The 14,975-nt window shown below is 63.9% G+C and carries 11 protein-coding genes; all 11 read right to left on the reverse strand.

The features are described 5' to 3' along the window. Window positions 1-27: 27 nt before the first annotated feature. The 11 genes from ACNFIC_RS16450 to ACNFIC_RS16500 all read right to left on the reverse strand — a co-directional run bounded on the left by ACNFIC_RS16450 (window position 28) and on the right by ACNFIC_RS16500 (window position 14,781). A complete protein-coding gene (locus ACNFIC_RS16450; protein WP_416781443.1) occupies window positions 28-675 on the reverse strand; it encodes an alginate O-acetyltransferase AlgF in 648 nt (215 codons plus the stop codon). Window positions 676-695: 20 nt separating this feature from the next. After that, window positions 696-1,853 (reverse strand): alginate O-acetyltransferase, encoded by a 1,158-nt coding sequence (locus ACNFIC_RS16455; RefSeq protein WP_138219831.1) that lies wholly within the window; start codon window positions 1,851-1,853, stop codon window positions 696-698. Between the two features lie 10 nt (window positions 1,854-1,863). After that, window positions 1,864-3,321, reverse strand: a complete 1,458-nt coding sequence (locus ACNFIC_RS16460; RefSeq protein ID WP_138219833.1) for an MBOAT family O-acyltransferase — start codon at window positions 3,319-3,321, stop codon at window positions 1,864-1,866. 217 nt (window positions 3,322-3,538) lie between these two features. Then, entirely contained in the window at window positions 3,539-4,642 is a 1,104-nt protein-coding gene (locus ACNFIC_RS16465) for a mannuronate-specific alginate lyase (protein ID WP_416781444.1), read from the reverse strand. A gap of 7 nt (window positions 4,643-4,649) precedes the next feature. Further along, window positions 4,650-6,095, reverse strand: a complete 1,446-nt coding sequence (locus ACNFIC_RS16470; RefSeq protein ID WP_416781445.1) for an alginate O-acetyltransferase — start codon at window positions 6,093-6,095, stop codon at window positions 4,650-4,652. A 13-nt stretch (window positions 6,096-6,108) separates the two neighbouring features. Next, window positions 6,109-7,668, reverse strand: coding sequence for a mannuronan 5-epimerase AlgG (gene algG, locus ACNFIC_RS16475; RefSeq protein WP_138219836.1), 1,560 nt, complete (start codon window positions 7,666-7,668; stop codon window positions 6,109-6,111). Between the two features lie 18 nt (window positions 7,669-7,686). Next, the gene (locus ACNFIC_RS16480) at window positions 7,687-9,165 is read right to left on the reverse strand and encodes an alginate export family protein (protein ID WP_416781446.1); all 1,479 of its coding nucleotides are present in this window, start codon (window positions 9,163-9,165) and stop codon (window positions 7,687-7,689) included. Next, a complete protein-coding gene (gene algK / locus ACNFIC_RS16485) occupies window positions 9,162-10,562 on the reverse strand; it encodes an alginate biosynthesis TPR repeat lipoprotein AlgK (RefSeq protein WP_138220042.1) in 1,401 nt (466 codons plus the stop codon). Before algK ends, ACNFIC_RS16480 begins: the two co-directional genes overlap by 4 nt. Window positions 10,563-10,709: 147 nt before the next feature. Beyond that, window positions 10,710-11,876, reverse strand: a complete 1,167-nt coding sequence (locus ACNFIC_RS16490) for an alginate biosynthesis protein Alg44 (protein WP_138219840.1) — start codon at window positions 11,874-11,876, stop codon at window positions 10,710-10,712. Between the two features lie 35 nt (window positions 11,877-11,911). Beyond that, window positions 11,912-13,393: a glycosyltransferase family 2 protein gene (locus ACNFIC_RS16495; RefSeq protein ID WP_416781447.1), complete on the reverse strand. Its 1,482-nt coding sequence runs from the start codon at window positions 13,391-13,393 to the stop codon at window positions 11,912-11,914. A 71-nt stretch (window positions 13,394-13,464) separates the two neighbouring features. After that, on the reverse strand, window positions 13,465-14,781 hold the full coding sequence (locus tag ACNFIC_RS16500) for a nucleotide sugar dehydrogenase (protein WP_138219843.1): 1,317 nt from the start codon (window positions 14,779-14,781) through the stop codon (window positions 13,465-13,467). Window positions 14,782-14,975: the final 194 nt, after the last annotated feature.

The raw sequence follows: 14,975 nt of genomic DNA on the forward strand, positions 1-14,975 counted from the left end.
TCCAATAGTCGTTAAGAGGCAGGGGGATCAGTTGCTAGCCACGGGGCGAGTTACCCACACCGGCGACAGGCTGTTGCCGGAACCGGTGACATACAGCACGGCCGCTTCGCCGCGCTCCAGGGCGACGGGTTTGACGTCGCCGACTTTCTTGTCGCCTGCATACAGGGCAAGGTTGACCTTGACCGGATTGATTTCACGTTCGCCACGGCCCTTGGCAGCCACGGCCTTGACCACTTCGGTCTTGCCGTCGGCGGTCTTGAGGGTCAGCGGCTGGTCGCTGAGGTTCTGTACGCGCACCAGGGCTTTCTGCTTGTTCTTGAACGGCGGCTCTTCGATCAGTTGCGGATTGGAGCCTGCGTTGTTGACCAGGGTGTAGTACTTGTCGGACGCGAGCTTCACCGGGACGCTCTTGCCACCGACCTGGGCGGTGTAGTCACCGCCTGGCAGGAAGCTGAAGTCGCTGCTTGCCTGGGCGCCGACCTGCTTGATCTGGGTGTTGCCGACCGAGGCGGCGGTCGGCGCGTTGGTGGCGTTGTACAGGCGCACGAAGGTCGAGCCTTTCGGTGCGCTCGGCCCGTACAGTGCGGCATCGGCACCGGCGAAGGCCTGCATCGAGGCCAGTGACAGGCCGGCGGCGAGGGTGAGGGCTTTGGCAATGGAAGTCTTGGTGGTCATGTGCGTGTTCCTCTCTATCTTCAGTGGTCCGTCCGATTGGACGACAGGGCCAGGTTTTCTTCGGATTTACGGGTGTTCTTCAGCTGCGCGATCCACTGGGGATCGAAGCGGCTGAGGTCGCTTTTCATTGGCAGATAACGTTCGGGGAACTCCCATACCACGACCTGTGGCGGGGCGTTCTTGAAGGCGTCGCTTTGCAGGTACTTGAGCATCGGCAGCAGCGGGCCGTGGCCGTCCTCGGCATAGTTGGCGACGTCGCTGTGCAGCGCCTGCTGCAACGCGCCGAGGAAGTTCCAGTGCGGGTTGGCGCTGTAGCTGGTGCCGACCAGCGCTACCGGGATCTGGTTGTCGGCGAACAGCGCGTCGTCGCCGTCGCCCTCGGCCTGTGCCGGCTGTGTCGAGCGTTGCTGCAGGGTGTCCGGGGGCGGCAGCAGGTCGCTGAACAGTGGGTCGAGCGGCAGGAAGTTAGTCAGGTCGCCTTTGTACGGCGCGCTGGCGCCGGCTTGGGTGACGTAGGCCTGGGGTTCGCCAGTGAGCAGCTGCTGACGCTGCACGGTGTCGGCCAGGGCCTGGGCGACGACCTCGGCGCCCATCGGCGTCCAATGCGTGTCGGTGCGCAGGAATACCTGGCCACGCGCCTTGGCCTGCTCCAGCGGTGCCAGCAGGTCGGGGGCCAGCACATTGGCCTGGCGCACCTGGGCGTGGAACTGGTTGAACAAGTCGTCGTGCAGGCTGGCCGGCGTTTCCTTGCCCAGGTACTCGGCATAGACCCGCGCCTTGGCCGGAATGATCGCCAGCACCAGTTGCACGCCTTGGCGTTGCAAGGTGTCGCGCACCCCGCGCACCAGCGCCAGGTTGTCGCGCATCTGTTGCTCGGCAGCCACGCTGGGCTTGAACTCCTCGTCGCTGAACAGCCACTGCTCACGGCCCAGGACCACGCCTGGGCGGCCTTCGTTGAACAGTTTGTAGTCCAGTGCTGCCCACAGGTTGGTGCCCAGGCGCTTGATCGGGAACTCTGCGTCGTAGTGGGTTTCGGCGGCCTTGGCCAGCTTGCCGTCGAGCAGGGTCATCTGCGTGGTGCGGTTGAAGCTTTCCAGCCCGCCGAGCGACCACACGCCCAGCCCCACCAGCAGGCCCATGAACGACAGCGAATAGGTGATACGAAGTGTCCGGTTCATGATCGGGGCCTCAGAACTGGAAGTAGAGGAACGGTGAGTAGCTCTGCGCCGAGAGCTTGAGCACCGAGGCGATGAACAGCAGCAGGACCAGGGCGCGGGTCATGATCCGCGTCCAGTCCAGGCCCACCGACCCATCGGCGTTGACCTGCACCGGGGTGGCCTTGGGGGCCGGGGTGGCATTGCGGTAGAAATCGCGCAGTCCGAAGAACGCCAGGGTGAGGTAGGCAACGATCAGCGTGGCCACTTGCAACCCGGTGAGGTTGGCGCGGTTGAGTTCCGACAATTGCCATTCACCGAAGCTGAACATCGCGCCGTACATACGGGCGGCCACGTGCAGGTTCTCGGCGCGGAAGATCACCCAGCCGACCACCACCAACAGGAAGGTGAAGGCCCACTTGATCGGGTTGAAACGCTGCGGGTTGGTGTCGATGCCCAGTGCGCGTTCGATGGCCAGCCACAGGCCGTGCCAGGCGCCCCAGATGATGTAGGTGAAGTTGGCGCCGTGCCACAGCCCGCCCAGCAGCATGGTCAGAAACAGGTTGCGGTAGGTGTTGAAGGTGCCTTTGCGGTTACCGCCCAGGGTGATGTACAGGTAGTCGCGCAGCCAGGTCGACAGGCTGATGTGCCAGCGCCGCCAGAACTCGGTGATCGACTGGCTGATGTACGGCTGCTTGAAGTTTTCCATGAAGCGGAAGCCCATCATCAAGCCCAGGCCGATGGCCATGTCGCTGTAGCCGGAAAAATCGAAGTACAGCTGTGCGGTGTACGCCAGCGCACCCAGCCAGGCGTCGCCAGTAGTGGGGTTTTCCAGGGCGAAGCAGTGGTCGGCCACCACCGCCAGGGTGTCGGCGATGAAGACTTTCTTGATGAAACCCTGCATGAAGCGGGTGCAGCCTTCGGAGAACTTGTCCAGGGTGTGGGTGCGGTTGTTGAACTGGTCGACCAGGTCCTTGAAGCGCAGCACGGGGCCTGCGATCAGGTGCGGGAAGATCGCCACGAACGCCGCGAAGTCGATCAGATTGCGTGTGGCCGGGGTGTCGCCGCGGTACACGTCGATGATGTAGCTGATCGACTCGAAGATGTAGAACGAGATACCGATCGGTAGCAGCACGTGGGTCAGGATGAAGGGCTCAAGGCCCATCGAGGTCATGATCGCGTTGAGGCTGTCGACCCCGAAGTTGGCGTACTTGAAGTAGCCGAGGATGCACAGGTCGACCCCCACCCCCAGCAGCAGCCAGCGTTGTGCGGGTTTGGTGCGTACCCCGGCGGCGCCGACTTTCAGGCCGATCCAGTAGTTCCACAGGGTCACCCCGGCGAACAGGGCGAGGAAGTCCACCCGCCACCAGGCGTAGAAGATGTAGCTGGCAACCAGCAACAGCAGATTGCGATAGCGGTTTCCGCTCACGTAGTACAAGCCGAGGAAAACCGGCAGGAACAGGAACAGGAACACGTTGGACGAGAAGACCATCCCGGTTCTCCTTGTTGTGCACAGCATCCGGGGCACAGCGCCCCCCAAACCCCCCACGAAAACGTGGAAGGCCACCTAGTTAGTACATGGCCAGGCGATCCCCTGTGGGAGCGGGCTTGCCCGCGAATGCGTCAGTCGCCGCAGCAGCGTTGTCAGATCGATCGCATTCGCGGGCAAGCCCGCTCCCACAGAGTTGCTCTGGTCATCAGGTCTTGCGTTACTTCTTTTGCTCCGCGCTCGGGTCGTAGACCCGGGTCATGTCGCCGCCGAGCCTGAAGCTGTTGAACGGCTGCATCTCGTGCTTGCGTTCAGCGGTATCGCCAACGCAGTGGTACAGCGCGCACCACGGCTCCAGCCAGGCGTACTTGCTCTGGACCTTGAGGTCCTTCAGGTCCTGCCTGGCGCCAGCGCGGGTGCTGAAATGCACAGGATCGCGAGCCCCGGCCAGCACACCTTCGCCCAGGCGTTGCAGGGCGAAGTTGTTTTCGGCGCGCAGGTCCACGCCGTTGGCCTGGGCGAAGGTGGCGATCATCGCCAGCGGCGGCAGGGCGTAGTTGTGGTAGGCCAGGGCACGCTGCTTGCGCTTGATTTCGTTGGGCAGGAAGCCTTGTTCATCGACCTGGTTGGCGCCGATCTTGTATTCCTTCACCGCCCAGTCGAACAGGTCGCGTCGGTCGGTGGCCACGGCGGTGGCCATCACCGACCATGCAGCCCAATAGCTATGGTTGTTGATCTTCTCCAGCGGCAGGTCGCTCCAGTCGCGCACGGTTTGCTCGGCCAGGCGCGCCAACCACTGTTCGATCTCCTTGGCCTGGGCCTGGTGCGCGGCCAGTGGCCTGTCGTTGGAGAACTTCAGGCGCAGCCACGAACCACTCATGCTGCCCAGCGCCCATTTGCGCATGGACTTGCCGGTGTGGTTGAAGTCGGTGGACTCCAGCGCATCGGCCTGCGCCCAGGTGTCGAGCCAGGTCAGCACGCAGTCGAGCTGCGCGGCACGGCCGTCTCGCATGTACTGGCCGACCATCTTGCTGACGCCCCGTTCGAGGGTCGTGATGTCGGCGGTGGCATTGTGAAAGGCCTTTTCCGACGCGACGTTGAGGGTGGCGCGGGCTTTGTCGGAGCCCTCGTACTTGCTGCGAAATTGCAGGGGGCCGGTGAACGGCTTGGGCGCGGCCTCGCAGCTGAAATTGCCATCGCCGGTCTTGGGTTTTTCGATCCCGGCGTAGTAGCCCTGGGGGGGCACCAGCGCGGCCTGCGCGGCTCCGCCGAACAGGGCGAGGGCGAGCAGGGCGGGTGCGAACGAGCGGATTGAACGGTTCATGATCGCCTCACTGGCCAGCTTGCGCGGTGTGCTGCGCGGGGCTGGCGAAGTTGTTGCGTTTGCACAGTTTCGCTTCGACTTTCTGGGTGCCGCTTTCCGGCCCTTGGACCTCCAGGGCGAGCAGGTTCTGGCCTGCCCAGTCCTCGTCTTCGCGCATTTGGAAGACGAAGCGCCCGTCGGTGTCGGAGGTCTCGGGCTTCTCGATCTTGATGTCCTCGTGACGACCATTGAGGTACCAGAGGGTGGCCTGCAGGACTTTCACCGAGGTGTCCTCGAAGCGGATGTCGATCTGGTGGTTGCGGTTGACCAGGTCCTTGATCACGCCGCCCTTGCCGTTGACCATCAGCTCGTTCTTGCCAGGCTTGAGGGTGGCGCTGGCGCTCAATTGCGCCGGGCGGTCGTCGCAGCCGTCGTCGAGCAGCGCGAGGATCTGCCGCCAGATGGTTTCCTGGTCCAGGCGGTACAGCGGCGAGAATTCCCAGATGAGGATCTTCGGTGGGTTCTTCTGGAACTCCTCGCTGCCCAGGTACTGGATCATCGAGCCTTCCAGGCCGCCGCCGGGGAAGGCGACGTTGAGCACATCGGCGCCGATGTACTGCTCCAGGAAGCCCGAGAAGTTGTAGTTCTTGCCGCTGTGACTGGTGCCCACCAGGGTGATCTGGGCATTGCCGGCGTCGCCGAACAGGTCGTCACCGCCGCTGGCGCCGCCTTTAGGTTCGGTGGCGAACTGGTCCATGTACTGCACCGCGTAGCTGGTGCCGCACAGTTGCCCGGCAACGTTGTGCAGGGTGCCGGTCTTGCCCATTCGCCCAGACCTGTGGGTCTCGAATTCCTTGCGTGGAATGCCTTCGAAGGCCGGCATCCGGTGTACCGTATCGGCCACGATCTTCGCCGCACGCTCGGCGCCGTAGGGGGTCCAGTGTTGGTCGCCGCGGAAGTAGAAATCTTTGCCTTGGTCGGCGGCGGCCAATTGCTCGTTGGTCAGCGGCGAGAGGTCGGGGACGTTGTAGCCCATCTTGGCGAAACGCTGCAGCATGGCCTGGTAGTTGTGCAGTGCCTTCTGGTAGTTGAAGGCGGCTTTTTCTTCGGGCTTGAGCATGTTGCGGTTCACCAGGCCGCGAGTTGGCTGGTACACCACCACCAGTTCCACGCCGCGCTTCTTGAATGCGTCGTGTACCTGCTGCAGGCGCTTGTAGCCCAGCGCCGTGGTGTCGAATTCGGTGCGCAGGTCTTCGCGGGTGCGGAACAGCCAGTCGCCCTGGGCTTGCACCAGGGTGGTGAAGTTCTGCTGGTAGCGGGTGGTGTAGCGGCTGGCATCGTGTGCTTCAGGGCACAGCTGGCAGCATGGCTCGGCGCTGAAGGTCGGGGCCTTGACGTCCTCGGCACGCACGCCCTGGCTGATGGCCAGGAGGGCGGCGGACAGGCCCAGCAGTTTCATCATGTTCATGGTCATGGTCTGGGCTTCCTTAGTCGATCATTTCGGTCTGGCGTTCGACCGGGTCGATCAGCACAGCCTTTTGCTGGCGCACCAGCAGGTCGAGGATTTCGTCCTGGCGCTCGCCCAGCACGCCATTGAGGCTGATACCGCTGGATTTGCGTGGCATCAGCATCGACACCTTGTACAGTTCCACCGACAGCGGCGAGTCGATCGACAGTGGGCCGGAACCATTGGCGGCCAGCTCGCCGCCAACCACGATCAGCGACACTTTGGTGTCGAACGGGTCGAGGGCGATGTCGCGGTCGGTGTCGGAAAGGTCCTTGATGTGCCCGTACACGCCGACCAGGCCGTTGGCCATGGCGATGTTCTCGTACAGGCGAATGTTCACGCTGTTGCGCACGCGAATGCCGTGACGACGGTTGTTGATCAGCTTGTTGCCCCAGATCAGGTTGTCGCCGCTTTCGTACAGGGTGATGCCGTCGGTGTGGTTGCGGTAGATCTCGTTGTAGGCGATCAGGTTGTTGACGCTGTTACGGTCGATCACCACGCCCGAGAGCTTGTTGTCGAAGCTCTTGTTGTTGATGATCCAGCTGTCGTTGACCTCGCGCGAGACGATGATCCCGTGCTTCTTCTTGGTGCCGTACACCGTGTTGCCGGCGATGATCAGGCGGTGCGAACGGTCGTGGGGGTCGATGCCGTAGACGATGTTGTCGCGGTAGGTACTGTCCTTGACCACGAAATCGCGGGTCTCGTAGCAGTAGAAGCCATACCACATGTCGCTGAATTCAGAGCCGACGATCCAGCCGGTGGGCTCGCTGCGGCCCATCTGCTTGGCCATGTTCGGGGTGTACTGGGAAATACTCACACCGTACGACTTGGACTTGTTGTAACCAAAGCTGGCCATCTTGCTGTTGACGATGTACGTCTCGGTACCGCCCCAGCTGAGCAGGAACGGGCGGAATTCGTCAGGCGAGCGGAAGGTCGCCGGGCCGTTGGCCTGCTCGCGCCAGCCAGTGACCTGGGTGTCGCGCACGAACAGCTTGCCGTCGTTGACGATGAACGATCCGCCTTCCTGGGACAGGCGCAGCTCCTTGACCTTGCCGTCGATCTCCAGCACGCCCTTGCGTCCTACCACGATCGGCAGGCGCGCCAGGTACACGCCCGGCGCGGTTTCGCGCAGGTACTGGCTGGGCACTTTCTTGCTCAGTTCCACCAGGTCGATATGCCCGTCGTCGACGAAAATCGCCTGGGGAATACCGTGCTGGCGGCGTACCCATTCGGCGCCTTTGTTGTCGCCGCCGATGAACTCCTTGAGGGTGTCCTCCTGGAGCATGCGGCGCACGCTGACCTTGGCCTTGTGGCTGCGGTCGATCTTCTGCTGCACCGCCTCGGCGGTGTAGCCGGACAGGTCAGGCAGCTTGGGCGGATCCATTTGCAGCGGCTCGATGGGCGCGCTGGCGACCGTGTAGGTCTTGGCCTGTTGCAGCTCTTTGGCGATCACCGCCGGCTCGGCAGCGACGGCCAGGCCGCTGGCCAGCAGCAAGGCGCTGGCCAGCAGGCTGTGGCGAAGGTTCGGGTGCAGGTTCATAACGGTCCTCTCCCGGCTTCAGAAGCGCCAGATCACGTCGACGAAGGCGCGGTGCATGTACGAGTCGGCCTCTTTGCCATAGGCATCGCCGGGCTTGAACACACCGGCGCGCAGGCGCACCAGCGCGGACGGCTCGTCGATCGACTGGCTCAGCGAAGCCGGCAACAGGCCTTGCTTGAAGTACTTGGTGACGACCACGTCCATTTCCTGGCCCAGGTCTTTTTCGCCCTGGATCAGCGGACGGTTCACGCCGCCGTCGTCGACCACTGCGTTGATGCCGCTGGAGCCGATGTTCTGCTTGCCGTCGACACGCCAGAACTTGTGGTAGATGAAGCTGGCGTCGTAGTCCTCGCGCAACTGCCAGCTGGCGAACAGGGTGGCTGCCTGCAAGTTGCCCAGCTCGCCACGGAAAGCCTCGCCGAAGCGGTGCACGCGTGAGCGGGTGCCGGTGAAGTTGGAGCGGTTGCTTTCAAGGCCGGTCTGCTCGAAGTTGTTCGAGCCGTCGTCGCCGCCACCACCGCTGCCTCGGGCATAGGCTGCACCGACCTGCCAATTGGGATTCAGGCGCAGGCGCAGACCCAGGTCGGTGGCCCAGGCGTTGACGTCGCCGCTCTGCTTGCCGGTGGCCACCTGGTCGTTGCCGACCTGGGTGGTGCTGAGGCGGTCGCGATCACCGGTCAGCCAGGTCACGCTGCCCCAGTAGTTGACGGTGTGGTCGTTACGCCAGTTGTAGGCGTCGCTGTTGGCCTCCAGGCCCAGCCAGGTGAGGTCGCCGGTGCGCGTCTTGTCCAGGGCGTCGACGGTTTCCCCAGGGGCCTTGAGGCTGCCGCTGTCATGCGTGTGGTGTGCGCGCAGGCCGACCCAGTGGCCGGGAGTCCACTGCGTGGCGACGTTGCCGTAGAGGTGGGTGCGGTCCTTGTCTTCCGGGGCCAGCTCGGTGAGGTCGGTACGGTACTCGCTAAAGCGCTGGGCCACGCCCAGGTCGGCCTTGAGCAGTGTGGTGTCGAAGGTCCAGTTGAGCGCCTCGATGTTGGTGTCGCGCCACATGCCATCGTCGCTGCGCAGCCGCTGGCGGCCCAGGCGCAGTTGCTCGCCGGGGTAGGCGGTCAGACCGCTGTAGCCGATCCAGAACTCGCGCATGGCCAGGTAGCTCTTGTCCGGCTTGCGGCTGTCGTCGCCGCTGTCGGTGGTGGTGCCGTCGTCGTTCTGGCGCAGGGTGTCGGTCTCGATGATGTCGCTGGCGGCGACCGCCTGGCCCATGGCATAGGCGCTCCAGTTGCCGCGCTCGCCGTACACCCACGGGCGCAGGTCCAGGCCCAGGCCATTGACGTCGCCGCCGGAGCGGGTGCCCAGGTCACGGTCGTCCTCGGACTGGCCAGTGATCTTCACTTCCAGGCCGAAGTTCTTCGCTGCGGTTTCAGCAGCCAGGGTCGGCAGCGACCACAACAAGGCGAAACTCAGGCCGATGCCGGCCTTCACGAAGGGGTTGAGCGTCATAGCGAGTCCTCGGCATCTACCGCTGTTTCATCGTCTTGCAGGGCTTCCAGGGCCAGGGTGCTGTTGGCGCCCTGGAACAGGCTCACGCGGGCTTTCTGTTCCTGCATCAGCAACTGCTGGGCCTGGTTGCGTTGCTCAGGCGTCAGTTGCTGGTCGAGCTGCTGGGCAAGCTCGGTCGACTGCGGCGTCGGGTTGGTCTGCGACAACTGGGCGAACACCCAGGCGTTGGTGGGCATCGGGCGAATCCCGTGGCCTTCGCTGAACAGCTGGGCCAGCGCATAGTCGGCGCTGTTCTGCCCGCCACGGGCAGCGGCCAGCAGGTGGTCGACGGCTTTCTGCGGCTCGACGTTGCCCAGGTAGCCACGCCGGTAGAGCTGGCCGAGGTAGTAATCGGCGCTCACTTCGCCAGCCTGGGCGGCGGCTTGCAGGTGCTGCTCGGCCTTGGCGGCGTCGGCAGGCACGCTGCGGCCTTCGTAGTACAGCCGCCCCAGCAGTAGCTCGGCGCGTGGCTGTTGGGCCTCGCGGCCTTTGTCGATGTAGGCCATCAGCTGGTCGGTGTCACCCAGCTCGGGGAAGTCGTAGAGCAACTGCGCCAGGCTGACCCAGGACGCCGGGTTGGCCGGGGCCACCTGCTCGAGCAGGTCCTTGGCGGTTTTTTCGTCGGTCTGGCCAAGGCTGCGGTCGGCAAGGACGCGGGCGACGCTGTCGACCCGGCTGGCCGGTACGGTGCCTCGTGCATAGGCCGACTTGAGCTGGGCGAGCAGGGCGGCCTGCTGGTCGGGCTGGGCGCGCTTCTGGTAGACGGTGGCAAGCTCGACGTAGCAGATGTCGGTGCTGGTGAGCGCTGCCTTGCAGATCCTCTCCACCTCGGCCAGGTTCTGGTCGTAGGTGCCTTGCGTGCGGTACAGCAGCACCTGGGCCAGACCTGCCTCGGGATTGCCGGCGGCGCGCCACTGGTCGATCTGCTGCTGGGCATTGACGTTGGGGAAGCTCTGCGGATATTGCAGGTAGAGCATTGCCAGCGGGATCAAGGTATTGCCCTCGCCACGCTGGGCGGCCAGCTTGAGCAGGGTTTCGGCTTCCTCGCGCTCGGCCTGGGTGCTGTCAGGCTTGGCCACCAGCAGGCGCCCAAGGCGTGCCTGGGCTCGCGGTGAGGTGGCGGCGGCGGCGCGGTAGGTGGCTTCGGCTTCCTTGAGCTTGGCCGGGTCGCGGGTGGCGACCTTGATATCGGCCAGGCCCACTTGCGCGTCGCTGTAGCCCAGGTCGGCCAGGGCCTTGTAGTTGCGCTCGGCGGTGGCGGTATCGCCACGCTTGAGCGCTTCATTGGCCAGGCGCTGGTCGGGCAAGCCGGCGCAGCCGGCCAGGGTGATGGCGGCGGCCAGGGCGCACCATGTCATCGGGCGAGCGCTGCGCGCTCGATCGAGGCCCAAGGCCGCTCCTACAGGGACCGAGTCGATAAGGGCAGGCGCGGTCTTGTGCCGCGATCCAGGCGACACTGCCCCCACAGCAGGAACACTGTTGAAAGGTTTCATCGATCGGTCCTCTTACAGCCCGCGGGCCACGGCCTTGTCGATCAGCCAGTTCAGCGAAGGGCCACGGTCGCTGTTGACCGAAACCGGGCGACCGGCGAGTTCGGCTGGCAGGCCTTCGTCAGGCTTGATCTGCACGCGGATGTCGGACGCCAGGTTTTCGGTGTCCAGGCTCTGGCTGCCGACGATGTGGCCGCTGCGCACTTCGTCGTCGCCGGCGATCTGGAAGTTGACCCGAGTGCCTGGCTTGACTTCGTCGAACTGGCGATAGCTGAACCGTGCCTCGATGGTCGGGGTGGTGGTGCGAGGCACCAGGGCGAACACCGGCTGGCCTTTGCTGGCGTACTGGCCGTCATCCACCAGTTGGCGCGACACCACGCAATCGCACGGGCTGGTGAGGGTGCCGGAGAGTTGCTTGCCGAACAGTTCCTCGACTTTCGCAGGCTCGAGCTGCGAATCGTCCAGGTGGCCTTTGAGCAGGTCGAGCATGCTGGTGTTGAAGGTGGCCAGCGGTGCGCCTTTGGCCACGCTCGCGCCGCTTTCCACCAGGCTCTGCACGCTGCCGTCACGGGGCATGGTGACTTGGGTGGTCGGCACCGCTACCACGCCGGCTTCGGCGTGGCTGACGAAGTACAGGCCGTACAGCGATTTGGCGACGAACCCGAAGGCGACCAGGCCCAGGGCGAACACCCCAGCAGTCACGGTGACCGCCCGCAGACGGCCGAACGCCGACAGGCCCGAACCGGAATCGCGCTGCTTGCGCGCCTTGGTGAAGTTGTCGCGTTGCAGGGTGCTGAGCACATCGCCCACGCTGATCAGCTCACCGGACAGGTGGGTGGTGATGATGTGGCGCAAGGTGGCGATGTCGCGCGGTTCGAGGTTCTGGAACTCGGCACCGGTACGGCCGGTTTGTGGGTTGCTGGTACGCACCAGGAACTCCACGTCCATCGACAGGCCCAGGTTGTCCACCACGAACTGCAAGCGACCGCGCATCACGTGGTCCACCGGCAGGGCGCTCTTGGCGTGGAACGACAGGCCGCCAGCGGACAGGTCGTCGACCTTTACTTCTTGCGCCTCGTTATTCGCGTCGCGGTAGCGCAGCTTGGCGGGGATACGGACCCGGGCGTGCTGACGCTGCGCTTCGGACTCATGCACGACATTGACGTTCACGGCGGTATTCATGGCGATTTCGTTCCTGTTATCCGATCCGGGGTGGCTCACACGACCATGAACAGCACGGCGACGAAGATGCTCGCGGCCGAGAAGGTCATGGTCCGCGAGGACCAGGTGTTGAACCATTGTTGAAAGCTGGCGAGGTCACGCTTGAGGGCAGTTGGCTGGCGGGTCCAGGACTGCTTGTCGAGACGGAAGAACACGTAGATCTTCATCAGCGCGCCGACGATCTGGTTGTAATAGAGAATCAGCGGGTAGGCTGGGCCTATGTTGTGGCCCGAGCACAGCAACATGACTGTGAGGATCAGGCGGGTGATGCCGATCCACAGCAGGTACACCAGCAAGAACTGCAGGCCGAACTTGAAGCTGGCGATCACCGCCACGGTCAGCCCCAGCAGGCTGGTCCACATCGACACGCGCTGGTCGAGCAGCACGATGCTGGTGAACAGCCCCAGGCGCTTGAGGCCCAGGCCCAGGGCGCGGGAGTTCTGCCGCAGGTTGTTGCCGTACCAGCGGTACATGAGCTTGCGACTGGCCTTGATGAAGCTCTTCTCCGGCGGGTGCTCCACGGTATTGATGGCCGCGTCTGGCACGTAGAAGGTGTCGTAGCCCAGGCGCATCAGGCTGAACCAGCTGGACTTGTCGTCGCCGGTGAGGAACTTGAAGCGGCCCAGGCGCCAGTGCATCAGCGAGTCGCTTTCGACGTCGGCGATGAACTCGGGGTTGGTCACCACGGTGGCGCGGAACATCGACATGCGCCCGGTCATGGTCAGCACGCGCTTGGACAGGGCCATCGAGCACATGTTGATGTGGCGCTGGGCGAAGCGCAGCTTGTGCCACTCGCTCATGATGTAGCCGCCGCGCACTTCGCAGAATTCGTTGGTGGTCAGGCCACCGACGTTGGGGTAGAGCTTGAACCACGGCACGGTCTTGCGTACCACGCCCGGCTCCAGCACGGTGTCGCCGTCGATCACTGCCGCAACCGCGTTATCGTCCGGCATCATCCGCGAGATGGCGCGGAATCCGTAGGCCAGGCCGTCGCGCTTGCCGGTGCCGGCGATGCGTACGAAGTCCAGGGTGACGTGCTCGGGCGGGTTGTACTTGGCCCACAGGCTTTTGATCAGCAGTTCGTCGCTCATCTCCACCAGCGAGCAGACCACGGTGGTCGGGTAGCCGCAGTTGATCGCCTCGCGGATCACCGAGCTGTATACCTGCGCGGTGGTCAACGCGTCGATCCGAAAACTGGTGACCATCAGGAACACGTGTGACGGATCGGCGTCCTTGCCCAGCTTCTGTACCTTGCGGCGCAGGTAGGGGTAGACGATGTACAGGAAGATCATGCCGCGGATGAAATGCGTGGCGCCCATGGAGTAGCGCCAGATGCCGACAGCGCCGACCAGGAAGATGAAGTGCTTGGACTGCGAGTCGAAGATATCGCTGGGCAGAGCCAGGGCGATCAGCATGAGCAGGCTCATGTAGAGCAGCCACCCGGCGCACTGCAGCAGCAGGGTCTGGAACCTTTGCATGTTCGGCATCCGTCGAGAATTCAGGGTAGGGAGGGCGGCGCGGTGGGGAAGGACGCGCCGCCCGACCGGGGTTACCAGCAGATGCCTTCGGTACGGCTGGTGGTGCAGGTCGGCTTGGTCATGAAGCCGACCAGGTCGATCACTTGCTTGCCGGCCGGCGCCTGCTGGGCGAGGGCACGGAATTTCTCGTCACGGTTGCCGAGCACGATGATGTCGGCGTCGCCCACGACCTGTTCGAAGTCGGCGTTGAGCAAGGACGAGACGTGCGGGATCTTCGACTCGATGTACTCCTTGTTGGCGCCATGCACGCGGGCGTATTCCACGTTCTGGTCGTAGATGTTCAGCTCGTAGCCTTTGCCGATCAGGCGCTCGGCCAGCTCGACCAGCGGGCTTTCGCGCAAATCGTCGGTGCCGGCCTTGAACGACAGGCCGAGCAGCGCGACCTTGCGTTTGTCGTGGCTTTCGATGATGTCGAAGGCGTTCTGCACCTGGGACTCGTTGCTGCGCATCAGCGAGTCGAGCAGCGGCGCTTTCACGTCGAGGCTGGCGGCGCGGTAGGTGAGGGCGCGCACGTCCTTGGGCAGGCACGAGCCGCCGAAGGCAAAGCCAGGGCGCATGTAGTACTGCGACAGGTTCAGCACCTTGTCCTGGCAGACCACGTCCATCACGTCGCGGCCATCGACGCCGACCGCCTTGGCGATGTTGCCGATCTCGTTGGCGAAGGTGACTTTGGTGGCGTGCCACACGTTGCAGGTGTACTTGATCATCTCGGCGACTTCGATCGGCTTGCGGATCACCGGAGCGTCGAGTTCTTCGTAGAGGCTTTGCAGTACGTCGCCGCTGGCGCTGTCCAGCTCGCCGATGACAGTCATTGGCGGGTGGTCGTAGTCCTTGATCGCGGTGCTTTCACGCAGGAACTCAGGGTTCACCGCCACGCCGAAGTCGACGCCGGCCTTCTTGCCCGAGCAATCTTCCAGGATTGGGATGACCACGTTCTTCACGGTGCCTGGCAGCACGGTGCTGCGTACCACGATGGTGTGGCGGCGGGTGGCGTCGCGCAGCACGTAGCCGATTTCGCGGCACACCGATTCGATGTACTCCAGGCCCAGGTCGCCGTTCTTCTTGCTCGGGGTGCCGACGCAGATCATCGAGACGTCGCTGGCGCGGATGGCTTCGGCGAAGTCGGTGGTGCCGCGCAGGCGGCCGTTGGCCAGGCCTTGTTGCAGCAGTGCTTCCAGGCCGGGTTCGACGATGGGCGACTTGCCCTGGTTGATCAGGTCGATCTTGGTGCGCGACACATCCACACCGATCACGTCATGGCCACGTGCCGACAGGCAACCTGCACAGACTGCACCCACATAACCCAAACCAAAGATGCTGATTCGCATCGCATTCACCTCGTGTGTTTAATCACGCCAGCCCTTGCTCGCAAGAGCCGACCGGGTTGATTGACCAGCAGTTTTCGGGCGCACGGTGCCAGTGCGAACACACACTTCACCGAGCGCAGGCATGAATAAATCTGGAGCGCAAAACGTTATGCACTCTAAGTTGGCAGTTAAAGGCCAGTATTAAAAAGGCGTGC

Origin of the sequence: Pseudomonas sp. NY15463 (assembly GCF_048068415.1) — a bacterium.
GTDB lineage: Bacteria > Pseudomonadota > Gammaproteobacteria > Pseudomonadales > Pseudomonadaceae > Aquipseudomonas > Aquipseudomonas mosselii_C.

Bases quoted from the DNA above. Each gene is read 5' to 3' on its own strand.
- ACNFIC_RS16450 (WP_416781443.1), bottom strand. From the start codon at position 675: ATGACCACCAAGACTTCCATTGCCAAAGCCCTCACCCTCGCCGCCGGC.
- ACNFIC_RS16455 (WP_138219831.1), bottom strand. From the start codon at position 1,853: ATGAACCGGACACTTCGTATCACCTATTCGCTGTCGTTCATGGGCCTG.
- ACNFIC_RS16460 (WP_138219833.1), bottom strand. From the start codon at position 3,321: ATGGTCTTCTCGTCCAACGTGTTCCTGTTCCTGTTCCTGCCGGTTTTC.
- ACNFIC_RS16465 (WP_416781444.1), bottom strand. From the start codon at position 4,642: ATGAACCGTTCAATCCGCTCGTTCGCACCCGCCCTGCTCGCCCTCGCC.
- ACNFIC_RS16470 (WP_416781445.1), bottom strand. From the start codon at position 6,095: ATGACCATGAACATGATGAAACTGCTGGGCCTGTCCGCCGCCCTCCTG.
- algG (WP_138219836.1), bottom strand. From the start codon at position 7,668: ATGAACCTGCACCCGAACCTTCGCCACAGCCTGCTGGCCAGCGCCTTG.
- ACNFIC_RS16480 (WP_416781446.1), bottom strand. From the start codon at position 9,165: ATGACGCTCAACCCCTTCGTGAAGGCCGGCATCGGCCTGAGTTTCGCC.
- algK (WP_138220042.1), bottom strand. From the start codon at position 10,562: ATGACATGGTGCGCCCTGGCCGCCGCCATCACCCTGGCCGGCTGCGCC.
- ACNFIC_RS16490 (WP_138219840.1), bottom strand. From the start codon at position 11,876: ATGAATACCGCCGTGAACGTCAATGTCGTGCATGAGTCCGAAGCGCAG.
- ACNFIC_RS16495 (WP_416781447.1), bottom strand. From the start codon at position 13,393: ATGCAAAGGTTCCAGACCCTGCTGCTGCAGTGCGCCGGGTGGCTGCTC.
- ACNFIC_RS16500 (WP_138219843.1), bottom strand. From the start codon at position 14,781: ATGCGAATCAGCATCTTTGGTTTGGGTTATGTGGGTGCAGTCTGTGCA.